Here is a 26,151-nt window from a genome sequence, read left to right on the forward strand (position 1 = left end):
GGTTAGCCCGGGAGAGCGTCCTTGAGGGGACGCTCTTCCGGGCTACTTGCTGGCGGTGGCCAGCTGTTCCGGCGGGCTCCCGTGCCTAGGTGATCTCGGGAGTCCGGTGGTGGGCCCGCTCCACCAGGTCCGACATCCAGGGCCGTTGCCCGTGATGGACCGTCAGGCCTTCAGGTATGCCCTGGACCGTCGCTTCCGTGCCGGAGGCGTCAATGGTGATTCGCCCGCTGCCCATGGGCGCGTTGCGGATGTGCAGGTCCCCGAACGAAGCCGGCAGCACCGGGTCCAGCCAGATGCCGCCCAAGGAGATGTGTGTGTCGTAGCGCAACAGGCTCATGACCAGGTGGATGGGCGTGGTGGCGGCCCACGCCTGGGGTGAGCAAGCTGTGGGATAGGGGACAGGTTCCCGGAATTGCGAGCGGTCGAATCCGCAGAAGAGCTCGGGCAGCCGGTCGCCTGAGATCTCGGCTGCTTCAAGCATTGCGGTTGCTATCCGTTGGGCTTCCTCCACGAAGCCGTATCGGAGCAGGCCGGACACAATCAGCGCATTGTCGTGCGGCCATACGGAGCCGTTGTGATAGCTGGCGGGGTTGTAGGCACCCATGTTCTTGGCGAGTGTCCGGACACCCCATCCGCTGAACATTTCGGGGGACATCAGCCGCTCCACCACTGCGGGGGCTTTGTCTTCGTCGATCAAGCCAAACCACAGGCAGTGCCCCATGTTGGAAGCGCACGCGTCCACGGGCCGCTTGTTGCGGTCCAGTGCCACAGCGTAGTAGCCCTTGTCCGGCATCCAGAACTGCTCGTTGAACCGCTTCTTCAGGTCCTCCGCGCGTTCCCGCAGGCTTTCCGCCAAGGCGAGGTCGCCGTCGTCGTAGGCCATCCAGGCACGCGCCACATAGGCGCCGTGCACGTATGCCTGGACCTCGCACAGCGCCAGGGGCGGTTCAGCCAGGGTGCCGTCCGCAAAATTGATGCCATCCCAGGAGTCCTTCCAGCCCTGGTTGATGAGCCCATGCTCGTTGGGCCGCCCGTACTCCACGAAACCGTCGCCGTCACGGTCGCCGTAGGTCCGGATCCATTCCAAGGCCCGGTCCGCGTGCGGCAGGAGTGCCGAGATCGCGTCCTTGGCGAAGCCCCAGCGGCTCACCGAGCCAAGCACCACCACAAACAGCGGCGTGGCGTCCACGCTTCCGTAGTAAGCGGATTTGCCGCCCAGGGCCAGGCCCCCGGACACTCCCAGCCTGACCTCGTGAAGAATCTTTCCCGGCTCTTCCTCGGTGGCCTCATCCACCACCGTGCCCTGACGGTCGGCCAGCGTACGCAAAGTGCCCAAAGCCAAGGAGGGGTCCACGGGAAGGGCCATCTCGGACGCCCACAGGGAATCCCGGCCGAACAGCGTCATGAACCACGGGGCCCCGGCGGCCACAACCACCCTTTCGGGGTGATCCGGATCCTGGATGCGGAGCGCCCCAAGGTCCTCGTAACTGCGGCGGAGGGTGTCTTCGATCGACCGGTTGCTGAGCTGCACAACAGGGATCCGGGCAACCCAATCCTGCCGGCGCTGATCGCTGGGCGAGAGCCCCACCGGATCCTGGTGGGTGAAAGCGATCCCGGCGCTTTGTTGCTTTGGCACCACGCTGGCGCGGGTACTCCAGCTCCCGAACGCGGGAATTTTCGCTGTGAAACCCAATGCCCTGGAACCTGCACCGGCACCATCGGCCCGGATCACCACGTTTTTCCGGATTCCCTCCCAATTCCCGCGGATTTCCAGGGAATCGCCATCAGGCAGGTGGGTTTCCGTCCATTGCCGCGTGATCCGCGCTTCCTTGACTTCGAAAAGGTCGGCGAAATCCGATTCCGCGGACAGCAGGATGCGGCATTGGGTGGCCTGGTTCGAGTAATTCCGGACGGTGATTTCTTCGCGGATTCCGTTTCCCACTTCCCGGAGCCGCTCCACCAACAGGGGACTGTCGGCGTGCCCGTCCGGGCGGGGAACCCTCCCGACGAACGAGGCACGGTACGGTTCCCTGGTTTCCGCTGCCAAGGCTTCGATGACCTGTCCGTTGACGGTGAGCTCCCACTTGGAGAGGATCCGGGTGTCCAAATGGAAAACGCCGTGGGGCAATTCAGGATGGATGTCTCCATTGGCGGAGGAGATGCAGAAGGACGAGCCTTCCACCAAGGTCACGGTCCCGGCCCCCAGGGGCCCGGCTGCTGTGTCAGCGTTCCATCCAGCCACGTGAGGCTCCTTTTCGATCCGCTTGAGCTGCAGCCGCTGCCGCCTGTCCGGCCGCGTGTGGAGATGAAGACGACGCTACGCCGACCGAAGGACCAGCGCCAGATCCCGGCCGCTCTGCGCAGCCCCCGTTATGACCACCGGGCGTCAGGAAGACCTGCTCCGTCACCCAGAGTTAATCTCATTTCCTCGTCCGGGTAAGCAGAAGGGGTCTATAGTGAGGGAACAGGACATTCGCTGATGCAGACCGGCGGCCCGCATTTTCTTCCGACGCCGGAGGCCCCGTAATGACCGACACCCAAATAGGCAGCTTTATCCGCGACTGTGTGGTGTTTGAGGACGACACTGAGAACGGCTTGGATTTTGACACTTTCTACGGCCTGTACATCAGCTGGTGCGTTCTTGGACGCAAAATCCCCATTCCCGACTCTGCCTTCAAAACCGCCCTCGAACGTGAGGGCTTGAAAACCACCAAGGTAAATGGCCTGCGGCTCTATCCCGGGATGAGCATGGTGGGACCTGCAGCAAGGGACTACGTGGTCAACAGCGTTCCCATGTGGAGCGAAACCGCCGCAGACCTGCCGGCTGCAGAGGTCCGTCAGCAGGCCGTGGCTTCCATCGCCTGATCCCGTTCAGCAAGCATTCAGCCCATGCCCCTAGGATTCATAGGGGGCATGGGCTGTTCCTGTTTCCAGAGGTTTCCGCGGAAAGGCTTCAATGAAACCGTCCATCGTTTGGTTTCGCGACGACCTGAGGGTCGCTGATAATCCTGCCCTGCGGGCCGCCGTCGATGATGGGGCTGCCGTTGCCCTTTACGTCCTTGACGAGGAATCCCAAGGCATCCGCGCCCACGGTGGTGCCTCCCGCTGGTGGCTGCACCATTCGCTGGCCGCTCTTGGCGAAGACCTCGCCGCGTTGGGCATTCCCCTTCTCTTGCGCCGCGGTGACGCTGCCTCAATTGTCCGAAAAACCACGACGTCGCTCGGAGCGGGCGGCTTGTATTGGAACCGGCGGTACGGTGCGGCTGAGCGTACGGTCGACGCAGGGATCAAGGCCTGGGCGGGTGAAGCCGGTTTGCATGTGGCCAGCTTCCAGGCTTCCCTCCTTCATGAGCCTTGGGAGGTCACCACCAAGACCGGTGGCCAGTACAAGGTGTTCACGCCGTTTTGGCGGACGGTGTCCGCGCAGGATTTTCGTGAGCCGCTGGCCGTACCTGAAGAAGGCCATGGATTCACCGGCGAACTCCCGGCTTACGACGAGCTGGATTCCTGGGGTCTCCTGCCGGGCAAGCCGGACTGGTCCGGCGGCCTCGCCGAGATGTGGACGCCCGGCGCTGCCGCCGGCCACAAGAGGTTGGCCGATTTCGTGGCAGACGGCCTCTCCAACTACAGCGAGGGCCGCAACCGTCCGGATACTGATGGCAGCAGTTGCCTCTCGCCATACTTGCGCTGGGGTGAGCTCAGCCCGTTCGAGGTGTGGCATTCGCTGGGTTCCAAACGTTCTGAAAGCGCCTCGATTTTCGCGTCCGAGTTGGGGTGGCGGGAGTTTTGCTGGCACCAGTACTTCCACAATCCGGAGCTTGCTACCGCGAATCTTCGCCCGGAGTTTGACCGTTTTCCGTGGGCGTGGCCGGGCGGCGGCGCTGGGGATGCCAACAACAGCAACGGCAAGCATCCTGGCCATGAGTCGGCGCCGGAGGAGTTCCGCGCCTGGCAACAGGGCCGCACCGGCTTCCCCATGGTGGATGCAGGGCAGCGCCAACTGTGGCACTCCGGCTGGATGCACAACCGGGTCCGTATGGTTGCCGCGAGTTTCCTGGTGAAGAACCTGGGCATTCATTGGCAGCTGGGGGAGCAGTGGTTCTGGGACACCCTGGTGGACGCGGATCCGGCGTCGAATCCTGCCAATTGGCAGTGGGTGGCAGGTTCCGGGGCTGACGCCTCGCCGTTCTTCCGGATTTTCAACCCGGAGGCCCAGCGCGTGAAGTTCGATCCCCAGGGGAAGTACATTGCCCACTGGATTCCCGAGTTCGGGACCCCCGAATACCCGGAGGAAATCGTGGACCTCAAAACCACCCGGGCGGAAGCGTTGGAAGCGTACAAGGAGATGAGAGAGGTTCACTGAGTAGGCTTGCCGCATGTCGACTGAGCTTGTTCTGAAGATCCTCATCATGGCGTTTGCGGCCCTTTTCATCGCTGCGATTGCCTGGTGGGCCCGTAAGCACCCCAACCGCTCCAAGGAGTACCCGGAGCAGGTCCGCATGCCCAAGGTCGTGGCGATTGTGGGCTGGCTTTTCCTTGTGGTGGGTCTTCTCATGGGGCTGGTTGCCTTCACCTCCGACCATGCCCGGGATCCCCTGGCTTTCCGTATCGCTTCGGTGGCGATCATCGCGGGTGGCCTGGTTTTCGTGTTCATGTATCGCAACTTTTATGTGGCTCCCCGGGACTTTGAGGTGGCCTTCCGCAGTGTTTTCGGCAAAGAGCACCTTCTTCGCTACAGCGACATTGCCAACTACAGCTTCCAGACGTTGAAGGGGCAGCCGTACTTGACGGTCAAGTCGGTAGAGGGCGTCAAGCTCAGCTTGAATATCAGGACCTACGACATGACGCCGCTCTTGCGTGCCATCGATTTCCACCAGGTCACCGGGCACTGGCCGGCCCGGACGGACATGGTGGGCGGCGCTGCAGGACCGAAAGAACAGCCCTCTGGAAATTAGTAGGAAGTCCGAGTATATTCGGATTCAGAGATGACCTGGATCACAGTTGGTCACGTGTTCCCGCCGTGTTCCCAGCACTGAGCGGCACGGTAGTCATTCACGATGCAAAGGAGCATTCCACCATGGTGCGCGAGCTTTCACACTACGTAGACGGCCAGAGGATCGACGGCACATCCGGCCGCTTCAGCGATGTCTACGATCCCTGCACGGGCGAAGTCCAGGCCCGGCTCCCGCTGGCCAGCGCGGACGAGGTCCGCAACGCCGTCGCCAACGCCGAAAAGGGCCAGCTCGAATGGGCGGCCATGAATCCGCAGCGCCGCGGACGCATCCTGCTCAAGTTCGTTGACCTGGTCAACGAGAACATGGATGAACTCGCCAAGCTCCTGTCCTCCGAACATGGCAAAACCTTCGCCGACGCCAAGGGAGACATCCAGCGCGGCATCGAGGTTGTCGAATTCTCCGCCGGCGCCCCGCATCTGCTCAAGGGCGAATTCTCGGACAACGCCGGCCAGGGGATCGATGTCCACTCGCTCCGCCAGCCGCTCGGTGTCGTTGCAGGCATCACCCCCTTCAACTTCCCGGCCATGATTCCTTTGTGGAAGTCCGGGCCGGCGCTCGCAGCAGGCAACGCCTTCATCCTCAAGCCCTCGGAGCGGGATCCCTCTGTGCCGTTGCGCCTTGCCGAGCTGTACAGCGAAGCCGGCGTGCCGAACGGTGTTTTCAACGTCATCAACGGTGACAAGGAAGCCGTGGATGCGCTGCTCGAAGATCCGCGTGTCAAGGCGATCGGCTTTGTGGGATCCACCCCGATTGCCCAGTACATCTACGCCACTGCTGCCGCGCACGGGAAACGGGCGCAGTGCTTTGGCGGGGCGAAGAACCACATGGTGATCATGCCCGACGCCGATCTGGACATGGCCGCCGACGCCCTGATTGGTGCCGGGTACGGTTCCGCCGGCGAGCGGTGCATGGCCATCTCGGTTGCGGTGCCTGTTGGCCAGGAAACCGCCGATGCGTTGGTGGCCAAGCTGACCGAACGCGTCAAGGACCTGAAGGTGGGCCACAGCCTGGACAAGGATTCGGACTTCGGGCCCGTGGTGGCAGCATCCGCCAAGGAACGGATCGAGGGCTACATTCAGTCCGGCGTGGACGAAGGAGCAACGTTGGTCACCGACGGCCGCGGCCTCACCGTGGAAGGCTACGACGGCGGATTCTGGGTTGGCCCAACGCTCTTCGACAACGTCACCAAGGACATGAAGATCTACAAGGAAGAGATCTTCGGCCCCGTCCTCAGCGTGCTGCGCGCAGCTGACTACGACGAAGCGCTGAGGCTCTGCAGCGAGCACGAGTTCGGCAACGGCGTCGCAATTTTCACCCGCGACGGCGACTCCGCCCGCGACTTCGCCAGCCGCGTTGAGGTGGGCATGGTGGGCATCAACGTGCCCATCCCCGTGCCAATCGCGTACTACACCTTCGGCGGCTGGAAGGCCTCCGGCTTTGGCGACCTGAACCAGCACGGCGCCGACGCCTTCCGCTTCTACACCAAGACCAAGACCGTCACCTCGCGGTGGCCGTCCGGCATCCGCCAGGGCGCCAGCTTCGTGATGCCGGCGGGCAGCTGATGGGAGAGCTGCAGGAAGACGAGGTTCTTTTCGAGCGTCGCGGGCACCTGGGGATTGTCACGCTCAACCGCCCCAAAGCGGTCAATGCCCTGAACCACGGAATGGTCAAAGCCATGCTCCAGCAGCTGCTTGCCTGGGCCGACGACGATTCGGTGGAAACAGTGCTGGTGCGCGGCGCCGGGGACCGGGGGCTGTGTGCCGGTGGCGACATCGTAGCCATCTACAAGGACATGCTGCACGGCGGCACGGAAACGGCTGAGTTTTGGGCCGACGAGTACCGGCTGAACCTGCTCATCTCGCAGTACCCCAAGCCCTACGTGGCCTTCATGGATGGGCTGGTTTTGGGGGGAGGCGTTGGTGTGTCAGCGCACGGCTCTGTCCGGGTGGTCACCGAGCGGACGCGCACCGGCATGCCGGAAACCACCATCGGCTTTGTGCCCGACGTCGGCGGAACCCTGCTGCTGTCCCGCGCACCAGGCGAAGCGGGTACCCATGCTGCGTTGACGGGCGCCCACCTTTCCGGTGCGGACGCCCTGTTCCTCGGACTCGCGGATCACTTTGTGCCCTCCGATAGCCTCGCCGCGCTGGCGGAAGCGTTGGAAAGCTCGACGGCGGAGGCCGCCGTCGTGCGCTTTGCGCAAGCCGCACCGGACTCGGCGCTTGCGGCGAAGCGGGAGTGGATCGATCCCGCCTATGCGCATGAGGATGCGGAGGAAATCGTGCGGAGCCTGCGGTCCCTGGGAGGGGAAGCCGCCGGCGCCGCAGACACCATCGAGGCGAAATCGCCCACCTCAGTGAAGGTGGCCTTGGAATCCTTGCGGCGCGTCCGGGGGTTATCCCTTGAGGAAGCGCTGGACCAGGAATACCGCGTAGGACTCCGATGCCTGGCCGGCCCCGATTTCCGTGAGGGCATCCGCGCGCAAGTGGTGGACAAGGACCGCAATCCGCAATGGAAACCGGCAACCCTCGCGGACGTCCAGGCATCCGACGTCGAGGGCTACTTCGCGCCACTTGGTGACCGCGAGCTTGGCCTTTCAGCCAGTCCAGTCCAGTCGAATTGAAGGAGACGAGCATGACAGAGAACGCAGCCATGTCAGATACCCAAGCCCCGGCAACGGGACTCATCGCTTTCCTCGGGCTGGGTCACATGGGTGGGCCCATGGCCGCCAATCTGATCAAGGCCGGCCATCAGGTGATCGGCTATGACCCCGTTCCGGCAGCCGTTGAGGCCGCTTTGGCTCACGGAATTCCCATGGCGTCCTCCGCGCATGAAGCGGCCGCGGAGGCGGCCGTGGTGTTGACCATGCTGCCCAGCGGCAAGCATGTCCTGGATGCGTACCGGGGCGTGGACGGGCCGGGGTTGCTCTCGGTTGCCAAGCCGGACACCTTGTTCCTGGACTGTTCCACCATCAACGTTGACGAGGCCCGCCAAGCAGCCGTGATTGCTTTGGAAGCTGGCCACCGATCCGTGGATGCCCCCGTCTCCGGCGGCGTGGTGGGTGCCGAGGCAGGCACCCTGACGTTCATGGTGGGTGCCTTGCCGGAGGACTTCGACACCGTGAAGCCGATTTTGGAGCTCATGGGAAAGAGGATTGTCCACTGCGGTGACCACGGTGCCGGGCAAGCTGCGAAGGTTTGCAACAACATGATCCTGGGGGTGTCCATGATCGCCGTTGCCGAGGCCTTCGTGCTCGGCGAAAAGCTGGGCCTCACGCACCAGGCCCTGTTCGATGTCGCCTCCAACGCTTCCGGCCAGTGCTGGGCATTGACCACAAACTGCCCCGTTCCCGGGCCGGTTCCCACCAGCCCTGCCAACCGTGACTACCAGCCCGGGTTCGCCGGCGCCCTGATGGCCAAGGACCTGCGCCTGGCACTGAACGCTTTGGAAAGCACAGGGGTTGCTGCAGAAATGGGCCCGTTGGCTTCCCGGATCTACGATGCTTTCGCAGCCGGGGAGGGCGCGGGGAGGGACTTCTCCGGCATCATCACCGATATCCGCGACAAGTCCGTGTGAGAGTTTGAGCTGTGTCCATGAGGGTTTTGACGAGAGGGAGAGCATGACGGAGCAGTACCAGAACATTGTGGTGGAACGGCGGGGCAGGGTTGGCTTGGTGACCTTGGACCGGCCGTCGGCGCTGAACGCGCTGAACACTGCCCTCATGAACGAACTCGTGGAGGCCGTGTCCGCCATGGACACCGACCCCGATGTTGGGGCCGTAGTCATCACGGGATCCGCCAAGGCCTTCGCGGCCGGTGCCGACATCAAGGAAATGTCCTCCAACAGCTACATGGAGATGTACGCGGCGGACTGGTTCAGGCACTGGGAAGAACTCACCCGCCTGAGGATCCCCGTGATTGCGGCTGTTTCCGGTTTTGCCCTGGGTGGAGGGTGCGAGCTCGCCATGATGGCTGACTTCATCATCGCCGGTGACAACGCGCGGTTCGGGCAGCCCGAAATCAACCTCGGCGTCATTCCGGGCATGGGCGGCTCGCAGCGGCTCACACGCGCCGTCGGAAAGGCCAAAGCGATGGACATGGTGCTGACCGGACGGTACATGGATGCTGAAGAGGCTGAGCGTTCAGGGCTGGTATCACGGGTGGTGCCCGCTGCAGAGGTCATTGAGGAAGCCGTCAAAGCCGCCGAAGTCATAGCATCCAAGTCCAAGCCCGTGGCGATGATGGCCAAGGAAGCTGTCAACGCGGCCTTCGAAACAGGGCTGGCGCAGGGCGTGCTTTTCGAGCGCCGGATCTTCCACTCGCTCTTCGCCACCGAAGACCAGAAAGAGGGCATGGCCGCGTTCAGCGGGAAGCGCCAGCCGGAATTCAAGCACCGCTGACGGGTTGCGAACCTGCTGCGCCGTTGCGGCGCAACGACCGGGAGCGTCGCGATGTCCTTAGCGGGACCCGGTTAGTGCGGCGTCGAAGAACGCCCTCTCCAACCTGACGGCATCTGCGAAGGTGGCGGCAACGCGTTCCCGTGCGGCGGCGTCGGAAGGCTCGACGGCGTCGAACTCGTCCCGTAGCCACGTCACCCAGGCGTTGTACCCCGGGTTGTTGTGGAGACGGATCCATTCGGCGTGCTTTGCGTGGGTGGGCCATTGACCAGGGTCGCCAGCGCGTGCTGCCCAATCGCCGTAAAGCCACTCGGCAACCAGCAGCACGGCAAGGACCTCCGGGTAGGAGCGGGTGGCGAGGGCGCTGCGCATCAGGTCGTCAAAATCCCGCGTGGCGGGCTCTAGCTCCGGTGCGGTCCGATCTGCTTCGGGAACGTCGAGTTCATTGAATGAATCCTGGAAGTACGTATTCTCGTCCGAAGCGAAGGCACCAAGGACTCCGGCAAACACCAGACGTGAAGGCAACGACGGCGCCGATGCCACAGCCTGGCCCAACAGGGCCGTGAAGGCATCGCAGAACTGGTAGTCCTGAACGAGATAGCGGCGGAGGTCCTCATCGGAGAGGGACCCGTCCAGCAACTGGTCCACGAACGGGTGGTTGACGGCGGCGTCCCAGTCCTCGGCGTACTGGTTCCTGAGTTTATTGGCGAAGCCCACGGTGTTTCCTCCTGAGTTGTCGGCTTTCGGAGCCTGGCAACGTAGGCTCTGCCCGCCCTTGCCACGCGCGTTGCATTCGCAACCACGGATAACCATAAGTCCGCCCTCGATCATCGACGCTATATTGTCGGTGCCCGCTGTCAAAGTTAGGGCATGGAGGAAATTGGGGAGAGCGGAGCGGGCGCAGCAGTGGCGCTCCGGCGAGCCCCCGATGTCCCTGACGCTGTTCATCGGAGTCCTGTTCCGGCCAGCACCGTGAGTGCAGACCTGATGGAGCAGTTGCGTGTTTTGGAGGAGATGAAGTCGGCGATCTGCGGTTTGCAGGCGCAGGTTGCTGTGGCTTTTGATCTTGCCCAGCGTGCCGAACAAGCCGAAGCCGGTGTCCCTGCCTCGGAACGCGGCCAGGGGGTTGGTGCCCAGGTTGCGTTGGCTCGGCGGGAGTCACCGAACCGTGGTTCCCGGCTGCTCGGTTTGGCGAAGGCCCTTGTGACGGAGATGCCGCGGACTTTGGCGGTGCTGCAGTCCGGGCAGCTGAATGAATGGCGGGCCACACTCCTGGTAAAGGAGACGGCGTGTTTGTCTGTTGAGGACCGGCGTGCGGTGGATGAGGAACTCGCCCCCGATACCGGGGCTTTTACGGGTAAGGGCGACCGCGCGATCATTGCAGCGGCGAAGACGGCCGCGTACCGGCGGGATCCGCGGTCGGTGCTCGGGCGGGCCAGCCGTGCCGCCGCGGAGCGGACCGTGAGCTTGCGTCCGGCGCCGGACACCATGACCTATCTGACCGCGCTGCTTCCGGTCGCCCAAGGCGTGGCGGTCTACGCCGCCCTCACCAGAGCTGCTGATTCGGCCCGCGCCAGTGGCGGCCCGGGTGCGGGTGGCTGGCGTTCGGGATCCAGTGATGGTGCGGGCGCCCGTGGCCCGGGCGCCCGTGGTGCGGGATCTGGGGTTGTACTGACACGCGGCCAGCTCATGGCCGACACGCTCGTTGAGCGCATCACCGGCACGCCCGGCGGAATCACAGGGATCAATCTGGATCTCGTCATGACCGACCGCACCCTCTTCCAAGGCGACAGCGAACCAGCACGCCTCAACGGCTACGGAATCGTCCCCGCCGAATGGGCCAGAACAATGCTCGCCGAAGGGCAAGCTGACCAGGATCCAACGGACCGGAACTCAGCTGACCAGGTTCAAGCTGACCAGAATTTAGCTGGCCAGGTTCAAGCTGACCAGAACCGGGACAACGAGCTCACTGTCTGGCTTCGCCGGCTCTACACCGCGCCAGCCACGGGAGAGCTCCTTGCCACCGATTCCAAAGCGCGGCTCTTTACTGGTCGGCTCCGGCGGTTCATCGAAACGCGGGACGACACCTGCCGGACGCCGTATTGCGATGCCCCCATCAGGCATATTGACCATGTGGTGCCATGGCGTTCCGGAGGGGAAACCAACCTCGGCAACGGCGCAGGACTATGCGAAGCGTGCAATCACACCAAGGAAAGCCCCGGCTGGACCACCCGAGCCGTGCAAGCCGACGTGCATACGCTCGAAATCAGCACGCCCACCGGACACAGCTACCTGTCCAAAGCCCCGTCACTACCCGGACATCGACCCTCCAGAACGTAGAAGGCTCGCTTAGCGTCTTATTCCTCCGTGAAATCCCCGGCGTCCCTACGGAAGGTGCCCAGGACGCGGATGAGGTGATCGACGTCGTCGGAACCGAAACCTGAGTTGCTGAAAACCTCCGCGTTGAGGGCCGCCGTCGCCTTCTTTGCGAGGGTCCGGCCTTCGGCGGTGAGTTCGATCAGCGTGGTGCGGCCGTCAGTGGGGTGCGGTGAGCGTGCCACAAGGCCGGCCTTTTCAAGGCGGTCGACGGCGTTGGTCACCGACGTCGGATGCACCTGCAGGAGCGCACTGGCTTTGTTCATGGGCAGCGCACCGCTGCGGGCGAAACTTAACAGGGCGAGGAGTTCGTAGCGCGCGAAGGTCAGCTCGAATGGTTTGAGTACTGTTTCGATGCGCGCCAGGAGGATCTGCTGCGTCCTCATGATCGCGGTGATGGCCGCCATGGGCGCGGCAACATCACCCCAACCATGCCTTTCCCAGTTGCGCTGGGCATCGGCAATGGGGTCGCGGGGGAGTGGCGTGCCCATGGGCCTCCTTGGTTGCTCGGGTGCTTAGTCTTTCAGATTCGGGAACTCTTCTTCGCTGTATTCCACGCCCAAACCCGAGGGCAGTGGACCGTCTCCGTGCCGCGCAACTTCCGTCCCGCGCAGTTCAACCCGCCTGATCTTGCCTGAAATCGTTTTGGGCAACTCACCGAATTCGAGCCTCCGGATCCGTTTGAAGGGTGCCAGGTGCTCGCGGCAGTACCTGAGGATGTCCTCCGCAACCGCCGGGCCCGCTTCGTAGCCGGCGGCCAGCACCACAAACGCTTTCGGGACCGACAACTTCACGGCATCAGGCGAAGGTACGACGGCGGCCTCCGCCACTGCGGGATGCTCGATCAGGACGCTTTCGAGCTCGAACGGTGACAGCCGGTAGTCGGAGGATTTGAAGACATCATCATCCCGTCCGACGTAGGTGATGACGCCGTCGGCGTCCCGGCTGGCCATGTCGCCGGTGTGGTAATAGCCGTCGCGGAAGGCATCGGCCGTCTTGGCTTCGTCACCGAAGTAGCCCTTCATGAGGCCCACGGGCCGGGGGTCCAAGCGCAAGCAAAGTTCGCCGTCGTTGGCTTCCTGGCCGGTAACAGGGTCAACAAGGACGACGTCGTACCCGGGAAGCGGCCTGCCCATGGAGCCGATTTTTACCGGCTGGGCGGGCGTGTTGGCGATCTGGACGGTGGATTCTGTCTGGCCGAAGCCGTCGCGGATGGTGACGCCCCAAGCTTGCTCCACCTGGCCGATGACCTCGGCGTTCAGCGGTTCGCCAGCGGAAACCACTTTGCCTGGCGGAGTGGTGAGCTGCGTGAGGTCAGCCTGGATGAGCATGCGCCACACGGTGGGTGGCGCGCAGAAACTTGTCACGCCCTCGCGCCCCATTTGCTCCATGAGGGCGGCTGCATTGAAGCGGTCGTAGTTGTAGATGAAGACCGTGGCCTCGGCGATCCAGGGAGTGAAGACGTTGGACCAGGCATGTTTTGCCCACCCCGGGGAGGCCACGTTCAGGTGCACGTCCCCGGGCTCGAGGCCGATCCAGTACATGGTGGACAGGTGGCCCACAGGGTAGGACGTGTGGGTATGTTCCACCAGCTTGGCGCGCGATGTGGTGCCCGACGTGAAGTAGAGCAGGAGGGTTTCGTCCGCCTTGGTAGGGGCATCGGGGGTGAAGTCCGTGCCGGCGTCGTACGAATCCGCGTACTGTTTCGCGTCTGGGTTGCTGCGCTCGACGCCCACCTCAATGAGCCGGTAGTTGCCCTCGACGGCGGCAAACTTGCCAATGTTGGCACTTCCGACCGCCACCCAGGCCGCACCGCCGCGCTCAACGCGGTCCTGGAGATCCCGTGCTCCCATGAGCGTGGTGGTGGGGATCATGACGATGCCCAGCTTGATGCCGGCCAGCATGAGTTCCCAGAGCTCCACCTGGTTGCCGAGCATGATGATCATGTGGTCGCCGCGTCGGACGCCCTCGCCGCGAAGCCACGTGGCGAGCTGCGAGGACCTGTCGGATAGTTCCTTGAACGTGCGCCGCGTGGAGCTGCCATCCTGTTCGACGATCACCAGTGCGGGCTGGTCACCTCTGTGAGGGTCTGCCGCCAGTTGGTCGAACCAATCCAGGGCGAAGTTGAACTCCTCGAAGCGTGGCCACTGGAATTCAGCGTGTGCCGTTGCATAGTCCTCGCGTAGTTCCAGCAGCCGGTCGCGGGCCGCACGGAAGTCTTCTGTGACTGTCAAAGTCAGCCTTTCGCTTGGGGATGACGGGCACCCTTGCCCGGCATCCCACCTAGTGATACACATCACCTTGCAATATACTAGGACATCCAAGGGTTTGGAAGAGCCTTCCGGGACATGACGAAGGGGTCTAATGCTCGAGCAAAAAGCCGCCGGCACCGTTACCAGCGGTCCAGCTTCAGAACGCGTCCTCCCTCCTTACCCGGAGGCGGACCTCATGCATGTGGTCGATCTGCTCCCTGTCCGGGAACGGGAGCGGTACCTGCAGATCAGGGAGTTCCTGCAGTCACGCATCCGCGCAGCCAGTATCGACTACTGGAACCGGGAAGAATTCCCGGTTGGGTTGCTCGCCGAAATGGCGCAGTTCGGGCTGGGAGGGCTGCAAACAGACGGCTCCTCGCAGTTGTTCAAGGGGCTCATGTACACCGAGGTGGCCCGCGCCGATGTGTCCCTCTCGGCGTTGGTGGGCATCCACAACGAGCTGATCGTCGGCATGATCCACGAGCTCGGCTCAGCGGAGCAGAAGCGAAAATGGCTGCCCGGCCTGGAAGCCTTCACTCAGTTGGGCGCCTTCGCGCTCACCGAACCGGACCACGGTTCGGACATCGCCGGCGGGCTCTCGACGACGGCGCGGCGCGACGGCGGCGAATGGGTCATCAACGGTGCCAAGCGCTGGATCGGGGCCGGCACAATTGCCGACTTCGCCCTGGTATGGGCGCGGGATCTCTCCGATGGCCATATTAAGGGCTACATCGTTGAGACGGACCGGCCGGGTTACTCAGCCACCAAGATTTCCAACAAAATAGGCCTCCGCATCATGCAGAATGCGGACATCGTCCTGGACGAGGTCCGGATCCCGGAGTCGAACCTCCTGCCCGGGGCAACAGAGTTCTCCCGGGCGAACGATCTCCTGCGCGATTCCCGGGCGTGGGTGGGCTGGCAGGCTGCGGGCATCCAGTTGGCTGCTTTTGATATTGCCCGCTCCTACGCCTTGGAGCGGAAGCAGTTCGGCAAGGAACTCGCCCGCTTCCAGTTGGTACAGCAGCAGCTCGCCGACATCCTGGGTAACGCCAATGCTTCGCTGTCCATGATGGTGGAGCTCGCCCGGATCCAGCAGGCTGGAAAGCTGGAGATGGTCCAGGCCGCCATGTGCAAAGCCACCACCACCCGTCTGGCCCGTTCATCGGTGGCCATGGGCAGATCCCTCCTGGGTGGGAACGGAATCACCACGGACTACGAGATGGGCAAGCTCTTCGGTGATGCCGAAATCCTCTACACCTACGAGGGCAGCTATGAGATCAACTCGATGATCGTGGCCCGTGCGGTGACGGGGAAGTCGGCGTTCGTTTAACGGCGAGAAGGGCATCCCCTCGCTGGTGCGGAACCGGCGAGGGGATGCCCTTCTTCGTGATTGCTAGGAGTTACGGGCCGCAGCGAGGGAAGGGTCTGCCGTTGCCGGGCTTACCTGCGACGGGTCTGCCGTTGCTGGGTCTGCCGTTGCCGCTGCGGGTGCCGCGGCGTGTTCGGCCAGGACTCCTGTCCTGTGCCTGATGCGGAGGCGGTAGAGGAGCGTCCCACCCACGACAACCGCGGCAACGAACATCACGCCGCCCCATTGCAGGTACCACTCGAACGGCGGGACGGAGTTGTAAATCTCCGGTCGCGGCCACACCAGGTTCAGCGTCATGGCGCCGCCCCACAGGACTGCCAGGATGTTCACTGGCAGCCCCCACTTACCGAGGCTGAACCCGGGCTCTGATCCATCATCCTTCAACGGCCACTTCTTGAGGAACCGGCGCCGCAGCAACGGCACGGTGACCAGAAGGTAGGAGAGGTAGATCAGGACGATGCTGATGCTGGACAGAATGGTGAAGATTGCCGGCTGGGAGATGTTGACGATCAGCGGAATGACTGCCACTACGCCGATAACAATGGCAGCGACCGTAGGGGTTTTCCGGGTGGGGTGTACTTTGCTGAGTTGGCGGCTGAAGGGAAGGTTATTGTCCCTCGCCATGGCAAACATCATCCGGATGGCGGCTGCGTGGACGGCCAGGGTGCAGACAACTACGGCAACCACGATACAGACCAGGAATGCCTTGCCGAAGGGGCCGCCGAGCACCGAGAGCACGATGTACTGCAAACCGCCATCGGCCGCTCCGATCTTGGGATCGGACAGGTCCGGGGCTGCCAGGATTCCGCCCAGCAGGAGCAGACCACCCAGCAGGAAGGATGCTGTGACGGCACGCAGGATCGCTTTGGGTGCCGTGCGCTTGGGGTCTTTGGTTTCTTCGCCCAGGGAACTGGCGGTATCGAATCCGTACATGACGTAGCCCGAAGCCATCGCGGCGATGAGGAACACACCGAAGAATCCCAGGGGGTGCTCCTGGCCGAAACCGGCGGTATCCAGGAGGACTTCCGGTCCGCGAACGGAGTGCCAGATGAGGGCCACGATCAGCAGGACGGCCGCCACCAATTCCACGAACACGCCAACGCTGTTGATCATGGTCATGAGCTTTACGCCGAACGCATTGATGAGCGTGGAGATGCCGATCATTATGCTGGCGAGGATGACTCCGTTGACGGCGAAGTCGTAGGGACCGGTGCCGTCGCCGACCAATTGGAAGCCGCTCCAGATCTGCGGCAACGTGATCTGGAGGGCCAGCGCAACGGAGCCCAGGGCCATGATGGAGGAGAGCAGCAACAGCCATCCGGCCAGCCAGGCCCATGTTCCTGTTGAGAGCCTCTTGGCCCAGTTGTAGACCGAACCGGCCACGGGGTAGCGCCCGGCCAATTCAGCAAAGCACAGGGCAACCATGAGCTGCCCGACGAACACGATGGGCCACGACCAGGCGTAGGCGGGTCCCGCCGTCGAAAATCCAAAGTAAAACAGTTGAAAGACGCCGGTGAGGATGGAGATATAGCTGACGCCGGCGGCGAAGCTGGCGAACTTACCGATGCTGCGGTCCAGGGTTTGGGCATAGCCAAACTCGTCCATGCCGCTTGCATCGCTCTTGCAGGGTCCTGATTTGCTGGGTTCTGACATTCGAACTCCTAATTCAGACATGCACAAATGGTGATGACCTGCGGCCGCCATTGGTCGCAGTCGAAATCAAAAGGCCGGGCACCGCGGTGTGCCTCAGGCTGTTTCCCCCGTTGATGTTGCGTGGCTGGCCGTACTGTCGATGTAGTCGACGTCCAGGCCAGGTCCGCCAGGCCACAATCGCTTAGGTGTGGCGTGGGTCATAAAAAACAGGTTAGTTCAGTTTGAACAGGCGTTCAAGACTTGTGAATGAACAAATGTTCAAGAATAATGTGCGCGCCTTTCCGTACAGCTTTGCGCCCGCAAGGGTGCGCGGAAGCACCGGAGAAGGCGCGCACACCCTTCACCGTTTGTTTCGGTCAATGTCTCTTGCCTGCTCAGGCAAGAGACAAGCTGAAGTCCGCCTCCGACGTCGTCGTTTCGCCCGAGCGGCCGGCGCGGAGGTCGGCCTTGATGAAATCAGCGCACCGCTCGCCGATCATCATCACCGTAATGTTGGGGTTTACGGTGACGTGTTCGGGCATGACGGAGGCGTCGGCCACGCGAAGTCCCGTAACGCCCTTGACACGCAGCTCGGGATCCAGGGGCGACATCTCGTCGCCCACCGGCCCCATGCGGACTGTCCCGACCGGGTGGTAGACGGTGTTGTGCGTCTTGCGGATGTAGTCCTGCAGTTCCCCGTCAGTCTGCGCTTCGATGCCCGGCGAGAGCTCCCGGCCAGTCCATTCAGCCATGGCCGGCTGGGCTGCGATCTCCCGGGCCTTGCGGATTCCGGCCACCATGACCCGCATGTCATGGCCTTCCGGGTCGGTGAAGTACCGGGGGTCCACCATGGGCTTGTCGCGGAAGTCCCGGCTGCGGAGCCGGACGGTCCCGCGGGAGCGGGCGTGGGTGACGTTCGGCGTAAGGCTGAAGCCGTTCTCCGTGGTGGGGTAGCCGTACCGCAGGGTGTTCATGTCGAAGGGCACCGAGCCGTAATGCATCATCAGGTCCGGGCGGTCCAAGCCCTCCTCGGTGGGAGTGAAGATGCCGATCTCCCACCACTGGGTGGAGGTTTGCACCATCGGCTGCTTGGCTTCGAACTGGACGACGCCTTCCGGGTGGTCCTGCAGATGTTCGCCCACGCCGGGAGAATCCACCAGGACCTCTATCCCGTGCTGCTCGAGGTGCGCGGCCGGCCCGATGCCGGAAAGCATGAGGAGTTTCGGGGAGTCGATGGCGCCGGTGGAGAGGACTACCTCCCGATGCGCCGAGAGGCGGTGGGTACGGCCGAAGGCCGAATCAACAACGTCGACGCCGGTGCAGCGCTTGTCCGCGTCAAACACCAGTTGCCGGGCACGCAGGCCGGTAAGCAGCGTGAAGTTGGGGCGGTCCACGATGGGGTGGATGTACGACACCGAGCTGGACGAACGCGTCCCGTCCGAGCGGCGGTTGATCTGGAAGAAGTTGGCTCCGTTCACTACGGTGGTGCCTGTATTGAACTTCGTGCGGGGAATGCCAGTCTGCTCGCAGGCATCAAGCAGGGCCACTCCGGCGGGGTCCACCGGGGGCACGTTCATGAGGTGTACCGGACCTGAGTCGCCATGGTGGGGAGCGTCCGGTCCGGCGTCCTCGTTGCTTTCGAGCCGCTTGTACAGCGGCCAGGCGGCGGCAGCGTTCCACCCCGTTGCGCCGTACTTGGATTCCCATTCGTCCAGGTCTTCGCGGGGAGCCCAGAAAGCAATGCAGGAGTTGTGGCTCGAGCAACCACCCATGACCTTGGCGCGGGCGTGGCGCATGAAGGAGTTGCCGTTTTCCTGCGGTTCCACCGGGTAGTCCCAGTCGTAGCCGGATTCCAGCAGTTCCATCCAGCGGTCCAGCTGCAGGATTTCGGGCAGGTTGCGGTCGTCCGGGCCTGCTTCAACGAGGGCAACGGTCACATCCGGATCCTCGCTCAGCCGGGCGGCTACCGCAGCGCCGGCAGACCCGCCGCCGATGACGACGTAGTCGAACGCGCGTTCGCTGAGGTTGTCGATGTTGTCGCTGTGCATCTATTTCTCCTTGCCGTGGTCTGCAAACCAGCCGGTCACCTGGGGGCTGGTGTTCTGGTAGATGTGCTTGGCTTCCTGGTATTCGGCCAGCCCTGTGGGCCCGAGTTCACGGCCGACGCCGGATTGGCCGAAGCCGCCCCACTCCGCCTGGGGGAGGTAGGGGTGGTAGTCGTTGATCCAGATGGTGCCGTGGCGAAGCCGGCCGGCCACGCGCTGTGCCTTGCCTGCGTCCTGCGTCCACACGGCTCCGGCCAGCCCGTAGATGGTGTCGTTCGCGGTTGCCACGGCCTCGTCCTCGGTGCGGAACGTCTCCACCGTGACCACCGGGCCGAATGCCTCGTCGATCACTACGGACATTCCACGGGTGACGCGATCCAGGATGGTCGGCTGGTAGTAGAACCCGGCGTCGTACTTCTCTCCTTCAGGTGCCGCACCGCCAGTCCGGAGCCGGGCGCCCTCCTCGATGCCGCGCTGGACGTACTCGTGGACCTTGTCGCGGTGTTCGGCGGAGATCAGGGGGCCGGTTTCGGCGTCCTCGTCGAAGGGGCCGCCCAGGCGGATGGCTTCGGCGCGGCGGACCAACTCGTCAACGAAGCGCTCGGCGATGGATTCCTCCACCACCAGGCGGGCGCCTGCGGAGCAGACCTGTCCGGAGTGGACGAAAGCGCCGTTGAGGGCGTTATCGACGGCGGCGTCGAAGTCGGCGTCAGCGAAGATGACGTTGGGGTTCTTGCCGCCCAGCTCCAGCGCAACCTTCTTGACCGTGGCGGCAGCGGCCGCGGCGATGCGCTTGCCGGTTTCCAATCCGCCGGTGAAGGAAACGAGGTCGACGTCGGGATGTTCCGAGAGCGGTGCACCCACCTTGGTGCCGGGCCCGGTGAGAAGGTTCGCGACGCCGTCGGGCAGGCCAAGATCCTTCAGCAGCTGCATGGTGAGGATGGCTGTGGACGGCGTCAGTTCGGCCGGTTTGAGGACGAAGGTGCAGCCTGCGGCCAGCGCGGGGGCGATCTTCCAGGCTGCCTGCAGCAGCGGGTAGTTCCACGGCGTGATCAAGCCGCAGACGCCCACGGGTTCGTGGACAATTCGGCTCACAACGTCCGGGTTCCCGGCGTCGACTACCCGGCCTGCCGACTGTCCGGCCAGCCTTCCGAAGTATTCGAAGCAGGCGGCGATGTCGTCCATGTCGATGCGGCTTTCGATGATCCGCTTGCCCGTGTCGAGTGATTCGGCGCGGGCGAATTTCTCCCGGTGTTCGCGCAGTTGCGCTGCGACCTTCAGCAGGAACGCGCCCCGCTCAGGTGCCGGGACGGAGGACCAGGCGCCCGAGTCAAAGGCTGCGCGGGCGGCGGAAATCGCGCGTTCGGCGTCTTCGCGGCCGCCCTCGGATACCGTGGAGACAAGCTCGCCGTCGGCCGGGTTGTGGATGTGGCGGACCGCGCCGGATGCAGCCGGCTCCCACGATCCGTTGATGAAAAGAGTGGATGCGGAATCAGAAAATGTGGCTTGGGTCATACGAAGCAGGTTAGTTCACTTTGAACATCCGTTCAAGGAAAATCATGAACAGATGTTCAAAGTGACGCACCCATCCCTCTTCCCGGCCGCTACGAATCACTGACATGAAAAAGCTCGGACTCCGGACCAAAGGCCCCGAAACCATGGCAGCGCTGGCAGGCATGGTGTCGGCCGCCGTCGTGCTTGCCGTCGCGGAGCTGATCGGCGCATTCTTCACTGCCAGGGCAACCCCGGTGTTCGCACTGGGATCCACGTTCATCGACTTCACTCCACCGTGGATGAAGGACTTTGCGATCGCCACGTTCGGCACCAACGACAAGGCTGCATTGTTTGTGGGCATGGGCCTTACCATCGCTGTGCTGGCCTGCGTTCTGGGCGTCGTGGCCTACAAGAAGTGGGCACTTGGCGTCCTGGGCGTGCTCTTTATGGGCACTGTCATCGTTGCCTGCGTGCTGACCCGCGCCGGAGTGGGGCCGGCTGACGCCATCCCGTCGATCCTTGGAACCATCGCCGGGCTTCTGGTCCTGCGGCGCCTCATGGTGCCCTTGTGGGGGATGAAGGCATGGCCCGAAGCGCCCTCCGACATAGCGGCCGACGCCGATAACAAGGCCGGAGGAGCCGGCACCAGCCGCCGTCGTTTCTTTGCCGCTGCCGGGATCACCGCGGTGGCCGCAGGAATCGCCGCAACCGGCGGGCGGTTGTTGGGCGCTGCGCGGAACAACATCGCCCAGGCCCGGGACGCCCTCCGATTGCCTGCGCCGGTCAAAGCTGCACCCCCTGTCCCGGCGGGAGTTCAGTCCCCGGTGGAGGGAGTCTTCCCGTGGCTGACACCGAACAACGACTTCTACCGCATCGACACGGCCTTGAGCGTCCCGGAGATCAACGTCAAAGACTGGGTGCTGCGTGTGCACGGAATGGTGGAAGAGGAAATCACCTTGACCTTCCAGGACCTGCTCGACGCGGACCTGATCGAATCCCACGTCACCCTCACCTGTGTATCCAACCCTGTGGGCGGAAAGCTGGCAGGAAACGCAAAGTGGTTGGGCTATCCCATCCGTGAGGTCCTGGCCAGGGCCAAACCGAAGGACGGCGCAGACATGGTGCTCTCCAAGTCCATTGACGGCTTCAGCGCCTCCACTCCGCTCGAGGTCCTGCAGGATGACCGCGATGCCATGCTGGCGATCGGCATGAACGGGGAGCCGCTTCCGGTGGAGCACGGATACCCTGTCCGGATGGTGGTTCCGGGGCTATATGGCTTTGTTTCGGCCACCAAATGGGTGGTGGACCTGGAGGTCACCCGCTTCGCGGACGCCAAGGCCTACTGGACTGAGCGCGGATGGTCAGAACGTGGCCCCATCAAGACCATGGCACGCGTGGATGTACCCAAGTCCTTTGCGAAGTTCCCTGCAGGAAAGGTCGCAGTGGGTGGCAGCGCCTGGGCCCAGACCCGGGGAATTACCAAAGTGGAGGTTCAGATCGACGACGGCGAATGGGTGGAAGCCACCCTTTCCACCGAGGCGTCCACCGTCACCTGGCGCCAGTGGTCCTACGAATGGGACGCCACACCCGGCATCCACTACGTCAAGGCCCGGGCCACCGACGGCACCGGCGAAGTCCAGACGGAAAAGCGTGCCGATCCCGTGCCTGACGGCGCCTCCGGGTGGCCGTCGGTGATGGTGACGGTGGAGTAATTACGCCCGACGTTATTTGATGAACAGGCCAACCATCAGGGCGATGACCAGGGCCGCGAGGACAGCAACCGTGAAGTACTTCATGGCCTTCATGGAATTCTTCTTCACAGTGGCACCGGCCAAGGGCAAGGTTTCCTGCCACGCCCTGATTGCTTCCAGTCCCCGGAAGTAGACGTATTCCATGGCGATACCTCCGGCAACGCCCGCGGCAGTTCCCATCCCGTCCACCGCGCTCAGGGCTGCACCTGAGGAACCCAGCCGGGTCACAGTTCCATCGTTACCGGTGTTTCCTCCCCGGGCTGCGGCAAGTTCATCCAGCTGCGCTGGGGAAGGGCTGGGGGACAACGAGGCCCCGACGCCGACGATGTCGTGCTGCCGGCCTTGGGCCTGAACCACCATTGTTCCCCAGCTCGTAAAGCGGACCGAAACCTGGTTCACCGGCGCAGCGAAAACCATCTCCTGCCCGGCATCCTTCATGGTGAGTATTCCGGAGGGATTGAGAGCCAGGATCACCGGGACGGTCGCAGATCCGTTCACCTTGCTCTTTCGCCAGTAAAGCAGCGACTTGACGGGTTGAACCGGAGAATGTGCCAAGGGACTATCCATGGTGTCCAGCATAGGGTCAGCCGGTGTCTGCCGGCTGAGGCTTCAGGGAACAGTGGCTGTTTCTCAGGTCCCTACGGTCCGGCCAAAAGCAATGTCTTCCGTGCGGGAAATGCCTCGCTTGATGGCCGCCTTGTCGATGCCCAACAGCGTAGTGAGCCACATACCGTTCTGCACCACCACGACGTCGGCCGCCCGCGCCTTGCATTCATCGGGGGAGAGCCCGGGAACTGCGTTCCCGATCAGCGCCGCGAGTCCTTGAAGGTATCGGTCAAAGGCTGCGGCGTTGATCTGTGCGAATTCTTCATCTGCCTGCGCGAGGGCCCACAGGTGAAGCCGAAGGGAGAGGTACCTGGTGGTCAGGAGGTCGGGGTCGGCAACGCGCCGGAGGGACTCCCGGAGCTGTTCCTCGGGGCCAACGGCCGGGGACGGTTCCACCAAGAGGAGGTCGTGCTCCTCGATTTGGTGCAGCACTGCGCGGATCAGGCTCGGCTTGTCTTCGTAGTAGTAGTTCACGAGCCCCAGGGCGACGCCGGCTTCACGTGCCACTGCGCGCATGTTGATGCCCGAAATTCCATGGCGGGACAACAGCTCCAGGGCCGCGTCGAGGATGCGTGTCTGCCTGTCAGCCTGTTCGCCGGATCTAACGGTGCTTGTACCCATTTGGCCAGACTATTGCCAAACCTGGATCAGCGCATCCCGGCTGCCTAGAGGTTTCGTTCCGCGTAGATACGTAGGGCATCCCGCACAAAAGCAGCCCCTGATTCTCCGCCGTAGTTCGCAGCGAATCGTGGATCCGCCACGTACATTTCGCCCAGTCCCGTGACGTAACCTTTCACGTCTCCGCCAGGTGCCGCCGTCGGGGTTCCTGGAATGCCGCGCAACCACTCGACGTGACGCCGGGCCAGATCCTGTGCCTCTGCACTTTCGGGCGAAAGACCGGATCCGGCGGCGGCGATCCAGTCTGAACCGAGCTTCCGGACGCGGTCCTTCCACTGCTGCTTTTCGTCGGCGCTCATGCCGCGCCACCAGGAATCGCCGGCGGCGTAGGTATCCTTGCCCCAGCGCTCCTCAACTTCGTCCTTGTACTGCGTGTGGTCGAAGCCATCAAACATGTCCTGTGCCATGTACTTTCCATCCCCTTGCAAAGTGTCGATTGTTTGCCGGACTGAGGCGATTTGCCGGGCCAGCCGGTCCCGCTCCTGACCAAGCCATTCCAGATGGTTGCCCAGTGCTTTGACGGTGTCGGTCTCGCGATGGAGCACCTCGGTGATGGCCGGCAGGCCGAGCCCCAGTTCCCGGAGCAGGAGGATGCGCTGGAGCTGAACCAAGGCCGGACCGTCATAATAGCGGTAGCCGTTATGGCCGGTCCGGCTTGGCTTGAGCAGCCCAATGTCGTCGTAGTGACGCAATGTGCGGCTGGTAGTTCCCGCGATCCTTGCGGTTTCCTGGATTGACCAGTCCATCTGTCCTCCGTCTCCTCCTTGTTCTTCGACAGTAGAGGTTGACGTTACGTCAAGGTCAAGGGGATTCTGCCAGCCATTAGTCGGCCAGGATCAGGTAGAGCGCCCGGCGGGTTTCGTCGAGCTTTTCGATTGCTGCCCGGCGTTGTTCGTCGGTTGCCGCGCCGCGGAACTGGTGAACCACCCCCATGAGCTTGCCGATGCTTTGGTGGAATTCCTGCATGTTCCCGTCCGCCTCGGTATTCCAGGCATTGGCGAGTTCTTCCTCATGCTCGGCCACATAAGCCCGGCCGTCGTCGGTGAGAGTGAATTCAGTCCGGCGCCCCTCGCCCACTGCCGTGATGAGCTCTTCATCGACCAGCTGCTGGAGGGTGGGGTAGACGGATCCGGGGCTGGGCCGCCATGCCCCGGAGGTCTTCTCGGCGATGGTCTTGATCAGGCCGTAGCCGTTGGACGGGGCCTCGGCGAGCAGGGAGAGGATCGCCGCGCGGACGTCGCCGCGGTTACGGCGTGGGCCGCCCGGTCCGAAGCCCCTGGGTCCGAATCCGCCGGGGCCGAATCCCGGGCCAAAGCCTGGGCCGCGCCCTGGCCCAAAGCCGCCTCCGCCGTGGCCGCCCGGGCCGCGACGACCCTTGCCGCGGTTGAACCGGTTGCGTCCGTGGGGACCTTCGCCGTGTTCCGGGAAGGTGTTTTCTTCGTGGTTGTGGATGCCTTTCATAACAGCATCGTCCTTTCGATAGTTGTCACCGAAGGAGTATCGGCGATAGTTAACGATATATCGGTATCTATCTACATGTCAATGGTTATGGAAGAAGGTTTGGTGGAAGGGCGCGGGATGTGAGGGAGGGTTAAAACAACGACGGCGGGTGCGGACTTATCGCTAAGTCCGCACCCGCCGTCGAGGGTGTCTTCAGTGGTGTTCCGCTAGGCCGCGCCTACTTCCACCGCGCCTACTTCCACCAAGTATCGAAGATCGTGACCGGCACCGTCCGCTTGTGGCGCGTCCGGAGGTACTTCTGCTCGATCAGTTCCGCTGCGCCCTCGGTGACTTCGCGGCCTTCGAGGTAGTCGTCAATCTGGTCGTAGGTGATTCCGAGCTCGTCCTCGTCCGTGCGGCCGGGCTTGTCGTCCAGGAGGTCGGCTGTGGGCACCTTTTCCCAAACGCGTGACGGAGCACCGAGTTCGGCCAGGAGTGCGCGGTTCTGGCGCTTGTTGAGGCCGAACAGCGGCAGGATGTCCGCACCGCCGTCGCCGAATTTGGTGAAGAAGCCGGTCACGGACTCGGCCCCATGGTCGGTTCCGATCACCAGGTAGTTGTGTTCGCCGGCCAGTGCGTACTGGGCGATCATCCGTGCGCGGGCCTTGGTGTTGCCCTTGTGGAAGTCGGAAATCGGGGCGCCGGTGGTTTTCTCGAACTCGTCCTCGAAGCCGTCAACAGCCCGGGAAATGTTGTAAGTCCACTCGGTTTTGGCCTTGATGAAGTCCAACGCTGCCTGGGCGTCGTCCTCGTCGTGTTGCACGCCGTAGGGGAGGCGGACGGCCACGAAGTTCGCGTCGACGCCTTCGGCTTCCAGTTCCTCAACGGCCAGTTGGGCGAGGCGGCCGGCCAGCGACGAATCGATGCCGCCCGAAATGCCCAGGACAAAGCCTTTGGTTCCTGTTGCCTTCAAGTAATCCTTCAGGAAGGTGACCCGTTTGCGGATCTCCTCCGCAGGATCGATCCGGGGCTGGACGCCCATTTCCTCAATGATCTTGGCCTGGAGTTCGCGCATGTGTTCCACACTAGTCAGCCCG

General features: G+C 63.3%; 22 protein-coding genes. 10 read left to right on the plus strand and 12 right to left on the minus strand.

All coding sequences use genetic code 11. The annotated features are described in order from the left end of the window. Positions 1–85: 85 nt before the first annotated feature. On the minus strand, positions 86–2,242 hold the full coding sequence (locus tag IEY62_RS16380) for an amylo-alpha-1,6-glucosidase (protein ID WP_189019759.1): 2,157 nt from the start codon (positions 2,240–2,242) through the stop codon (positions 86–88). Positions 2,243–2,526: 284 nt separating this feature from the next. On the opposite strand from IEY62_RS16380, the gene IEY62_RS16385 reads away from it, so the two are divergent. From IEY62_RS16385 to IEY62_RS16415, 7 genes are all read left to right on the plus strand, one after another. Further along, a complete protein-coding gene (locus IEY62_RS16385) occupies positions 2,527–2,865 on the plus strand; it encodes a hypothetical protein (RefSeq protein WP_189019760.1) in 339 nt (112 codons plus the stop codon). A 91-nt stretch (positions 2,866–2,956) separates the two neighbouring features. Beyond that, on the plus strand, positions 2,957–4,363 hold the full coding sequence (locus tag IEY62_RS16390; protein WP_189019762.1) for a cryptochrome/photolyase family protein: 1,407 nt from the start codon (positions 2,957–2,959) through the stop codon (positions 4,361–4,363). 13 nt (positions 4,364–4,376) lie between these two features. After that, on the plus strand, positions 4,377–4,955 hold the full coding sequence (locus IEY62_RS16395) for a hypothetical protein (protein WP_229785386.1): 579 nt from the start codon (positions 4,377–4,379) through the stop codon (positions 4,953–4,955). A gap of 122 nt (positions 4,956–5,077) precedes the next feature. After that, on the plus strand, positions 5,078–6,577 hold the full coding sequence (locus tag IEY62_RS16400) for a CoA-acylating methylmalonate-semialdehyde dehydrogenase (RefSeq protein WP_189019764.1): 1,500 nt from the start codon (positions 5,078–5,080) through the stop codon (positions 6,575–6,577). Beyond that, the gene (locus IEY62_RS16405; RefSeq protein WP_189019766.1) at positions 6,577–7,638 is read left to right on the plus strand and encodes an enoyl-CoA hydratase/isomerase family protein; all 1,062 of its coding nucleotides are present in this window, start codon (positions 6,577–6,579) and stop codon (positions 7,636–7,638) included. The genes IEY62_RS16400 and IEY62_RS16405 overlap by 1 nt, the downstream gene beginning before the upstream one ends. A gap of 11 nt (positions 7,639–7,649) precedes the next feature. Continuing rightward, positions 7,650–8,591 carry a 3-hydroxyisobutyrate dehydrogenase gene (gene mmsB, locus IEY62_RS16410; protein WP_189019768.1) on the plus strand — a complete coding sequence of 314 codons (942 nt, stop codon included), beginning with the start codon at positions 7,650–7,652 and terminating at the stop codon, positions 8,589–8,591. A gap of 43 nt (positions 8,592–8,634) precedes the next feature. Beyond that, entirely contained in the window at positions 8,635–9,414 is a 780-nt protein-coding gene (locus tag IEY62_RS16415) for an enoyl-CoA hydratase (RefSeq protein WP_189019770.1), read from the plus strand. 57 nt (positions 9,415–9,471) lie between these two features. Here IEY62_RS16415 and IEY62_RS16420 read toward each other — a convergent pair whose 3' ends face one another. Next, complete coding sequence (locus IEY62_RS16420) at positions 9,472–10,128, minus strand: TenA family protein (protein WP_189019772.1); 657 nt, start codon at positions 10,126–10,128, stop codon at positions 9,472–9,474. A gap of 153 nt (positions 10,129–10,281) precedes the next feature. Between IEY62_RS16420 and IEY62_RS16425 the strand changes: the two genes are divergently transcribed. Then, positions 10,282–11,751, plus strand: a complete 1,470-nt coding sequence (locus tag IEY62_RS16425) for an HNH endonuclease (RefSeq protein WP_189019774.1) — start codon at positions 10,282–10,284, stop codon at positions 11,749–11,751. Between the two features lie 17 nt (positions 11,752–11,768). On the opposite strand, the gene IEY62_RS16430 is transcribed toward IEY62_RS16425, so the two are convergent. Next, positions 11,769–12,278, minus strand: coding sequence for a MarR family winged helix-turn-helix transcriptional regulator (locus tag IEY62_RS16430; protein WP_189019776.1), 510 nt, complete (start codon positions 12,276–12,278; stop codon positions 11,769–11,771). A 24-nt stretch (positions 12,279–12,302) separates the two neighbouring features. Next, on the minus strand, positions 12,303–14,021 hold the full coding sequence (locus IEY62_RS16435) for an AMP-binding protein (protein WP_189019778.1): 1,719 nt from the start codon (positions 14,019–14,021) through the stop codon (positions 12,303–12,305). A 130-nt stretch (positions 14,022–14,151) separates the two neighbouring features. On the opposite strand from IEY62_RS16435, the gene IEY62_RS16440 reads away from it, so the two are divergent. Next, positions 14,152–15,369, plus strand: coding sequence for an acyl-CoA dehydrogenase family protein (locus IEY62_RS16440; RefSeq protein WP_189019780.1), 1,218 nt, complete (start codon positions 14,152–14,154; stop codon positions 15,367–15,369). Positions 15,370–15,432: 63 nt separating this feature from the next. On the opposite strand, the gene IEY62_RS16445 is transcribed toward IEY62_RS16440, so the two are convergent. The 3 genes from IEY62_RS16445 to IEY62_RS16455 form a co-directional block, all read right to left on the minus strand. Beyond that, positions 15,433–17,061, minus strand: coding sequence for an APC family permease (locus tag IEY62_RS16445; protein ID WP_189019782.1), 1,629 nt, complete (start codon positions 17,059–17,061; stop codon positions 15,433–15,435). A gap of 374 nt (positions 17,062–17,435) precedes the next feature. Beyond that, positions 17,436–19,088 (minus strand): GMC family oxidoreductase, encoded by a 1,653-nt coding sequence (locus IEY62_RS16450; RefSeq protein ID WP_189019784.1) that lies wholly within the window; start codon positions 19,086–19,088, stop codon positions 17,436–17,438. After that, positions 19,089–20,600, minus strand: coding sequence for an aldehyde dehydrogenase family protein (locus IEY62_RS16455; protein WP_189019786.1), 1,512 nt, complete (start codon positions 20,598–20,600; stop codon positions 19,089–19,091). A gap of 104 nt (positions 20,601–20,704) precedes the next feature. Here IEY62_RS16455 and IEY62_RS16460 point away from each other — a divergent pair, with 104 nt between their 5' ends. Then, a complete protein-coding gene (locus IEY62_RS16460; protein WP_229785387.1) occupies positions 20,705–22,291 on the plus strand; it encodes a molybdopterin-dependent oxidoreductase in 1,587 nt (528 codons plus the stop codon). Between the two features lie 12 nt (positions 22,292–22,303). On the opposite strand, the gene IEY62_RS16465 is transcribed toward IEY62_RS16460, so the two are convergent. The 5 genes from IEY62_RS16465 to nadE all read right to left on the minus strand — a co-directional run bounded on the left by IEY62_RS16465 (position 22,304) and on the right by nadE (position 26,129). Then, entirely contained in the window at positions 22,304–22,828 is a 525-nt protein-coding gene (locus tag IEY62_RS16465; RefSeq protein ID WP_229785388.1) for a hypothetical protein, read from the minus strand. 132 nt (positions 22,829–22,960) lie between these two features. Next, the gene (locus IEY62_RS16470) at positions 22,961–23,557 is read right to left on the minus strand and encodes a TetR/AcrR family transcriptional regulator (RefSeq protein WP_189019790.1); all 597 of its coding nucleotides are present in this window, start codon (positions 23,555–23,557) and stop codon (positions 22,961–22,963) included. 44 nt (positions 23,558–23,601) lie between these two features. Then, positions 23,602–24,360 (minus strand): MerR family transcriptional regulator, encoded by a 759-nt coding sequence (locus IEY62_RS16475; RefSeq protein ID WP_189019792.1) that lies wholly within the window; start codon positions 24,358–24,360, stop codon positions 23,602–23,604. Between the two features lie 76 nt (positions 24,361–24,436). Next, on the minus strand, positions 24,437–25,075 hold the full coding sequence (locus IEY62_RS16480; RefSeq protein ID WP_189019794.1) for a PadR family transcriptional regulator: 639 nt from the start codon (positions 25,073–25,075) through the stop codon (positions 24,437–24,439). 232 nt (positions 25,076–25,307) lie between these two features. After that, positions 25,308–26,129: an ammonia-dependent NAD(+) synthetase gene (gene nadE / locus IEY62_RS16485; protein WP_189019796.1), complete on the minus strand. Its 822-nt coding sequence runs from the start codon at positions 26,127–26,129 to the stop codon at positions 25,308–25,310. Between the last annotated feature and the right edge of the window lie 22 nt (positions 26,130–26,151).

Origin of the sequence: Paenarthrobacter histidinolovorans (assembly GCF_014647595.1) — a bacterium.
GTDB lineage: Bacteria > Actinomycetota > Actinomycetes > Actinomycetales > Micrococcaceae > Arthrobacter > Arthrobacter histidinolovorans.

What these genes read in the sequence shown, in the direction of transcription:
- IEY62_RS16385 (WP_189019760.1), top strand. Translation starts at nt 2,527, where the DNA reads ATGACCGACACCCAAATAGGCAGCTTTATCCGCGACTGTGTGGTGTTT.
- IEY62_RS16390 (WP_189019762.1), top strand. Translation starts at nt 2,957, where the DNA reads ATGAAACCGTCCATCGTTTGGTTTCGCGACGACCTGAGGGTCGCTGAT.
- IEY62_RS16395 (WP_229785386.1), top strand. Translation starts at nt 4,377, where the DNA reads ATGTCGACTGAGCTTGTTCTGAAGATCCTCATCATGGCGTTTGCGGCC.
- IEY62_RS16400 (WP_189019764.1), top strand. Translation starts at nt 5,078, where the DNA reads ATGGTGCGCGAGCTTTCACACTACGTAGACGGCCAGAGGATCGACGGC.
- IEY62_RS16405 (WP_189019766.1), top strand. Translation starts at nt 6,577, where the DNA reads ATGGGAGAGCTGCAGGAAGACGAGGTTCTTTTCGAGCGTCGCGGGCAC.
- mmsB (WP_189019768.1), top strand. Translation starts at nt 7,650, where the DNA reads ATGACAGAGAACGCAGCCATGTCAGATACCCAAGCCCCGGCAACGGGA.
- IEY62_RS16415 (WP_189019770.1), top strand. Translation starts at nt 8,635, where the DNA reads ATGACGGAGCAGTACCAGAACATTGTGGTGGAACGGCGGGGCAGGGTT.
- IEY62_RS16425 (WP_189019774.1), top strand. Translation starts at nt 10,282, where the DNA reads ATGGAGGAAATTGGGGAGAGCGGAGCGGGCGCAGCAGTGGCGCTCCGG.
- IEY62_RS16430 (WP_189019776.1), bottom strand. Translation starts at nt 12,278, where the DNA reads ATGGGCACGCCACTCCCCCGCGACCCCATTGCCGATGCCCAGCGCAAC.
- IEY62_RS16440 (WP_189019780.1), top strand. Translation starts at nt 14,152, where the DNA reads ATGCTCGAGCAAAAAGCCGCCGGCACCGTTACCAGCGGTCCAGCTTCA.
- IEY62_RS16445 (WP_189019782.1), bottom strand. Translation starts at nt 17,061, where the DNA reads ATGTCAGAACCCAGCAAATCAGGACCCTGCAAGAGCGATGCAAGCGGC.
- IEY62_RS16450 (WP_189019784.1), bottom strand. Translation starts at nt 19,088, where the DNA reads ATGCACAGCGACAACATCGACAACCTCAGCGAACGCGCGTTCGACTAC.
- IEY62_RS16455 (WP_189019786.1), bottom strand. Translation starts at nt 20,600, where the DNA reads ATGACCCAAGCCACATTTTCTGATTCCGCATCCACTCTTTTCATCAAC.
- IEY62_RS16460 (WP_229785387.1), top strand. Translation starts at nt 20,705, where the DNA reads ATGAAAAAGCTCGGACTCCGGACCAAAGGCCCCGAAACCATGGCAGCG.
- IEY62_RS16470 (WP_189019790.1), bottom strand. Translation starts at nt 23,557, where the DNA reads ATGGGTACAAGCACCGTTAGATCCGGCGAACAGGCTGACAGGCAGACA.
- IEY62_RS16475 (WP_189019792.1), bottom strand. Translation starts at nt 24,360, where the DNA reads ATGGACTGGTCAATCCAGGAAACCGCAAGGATCGCGGGAACTACCAGC.
- IEY62_RS16480 (WP_189019794.1), bottom strand. Translation starts at nt 25,075, where the DNA reads ATGAAAGGCATCCACAACCACGAAGAAAACACCTTCCCGGAACACGGC.
- nadE (WP_189019796.1), bottom strand. Translation starts at nt 26,129, where the DNA reads ATGCGCGAACTCCAGGCCAAGATCATTGAGGAAATGGGCGTCCAGCCC.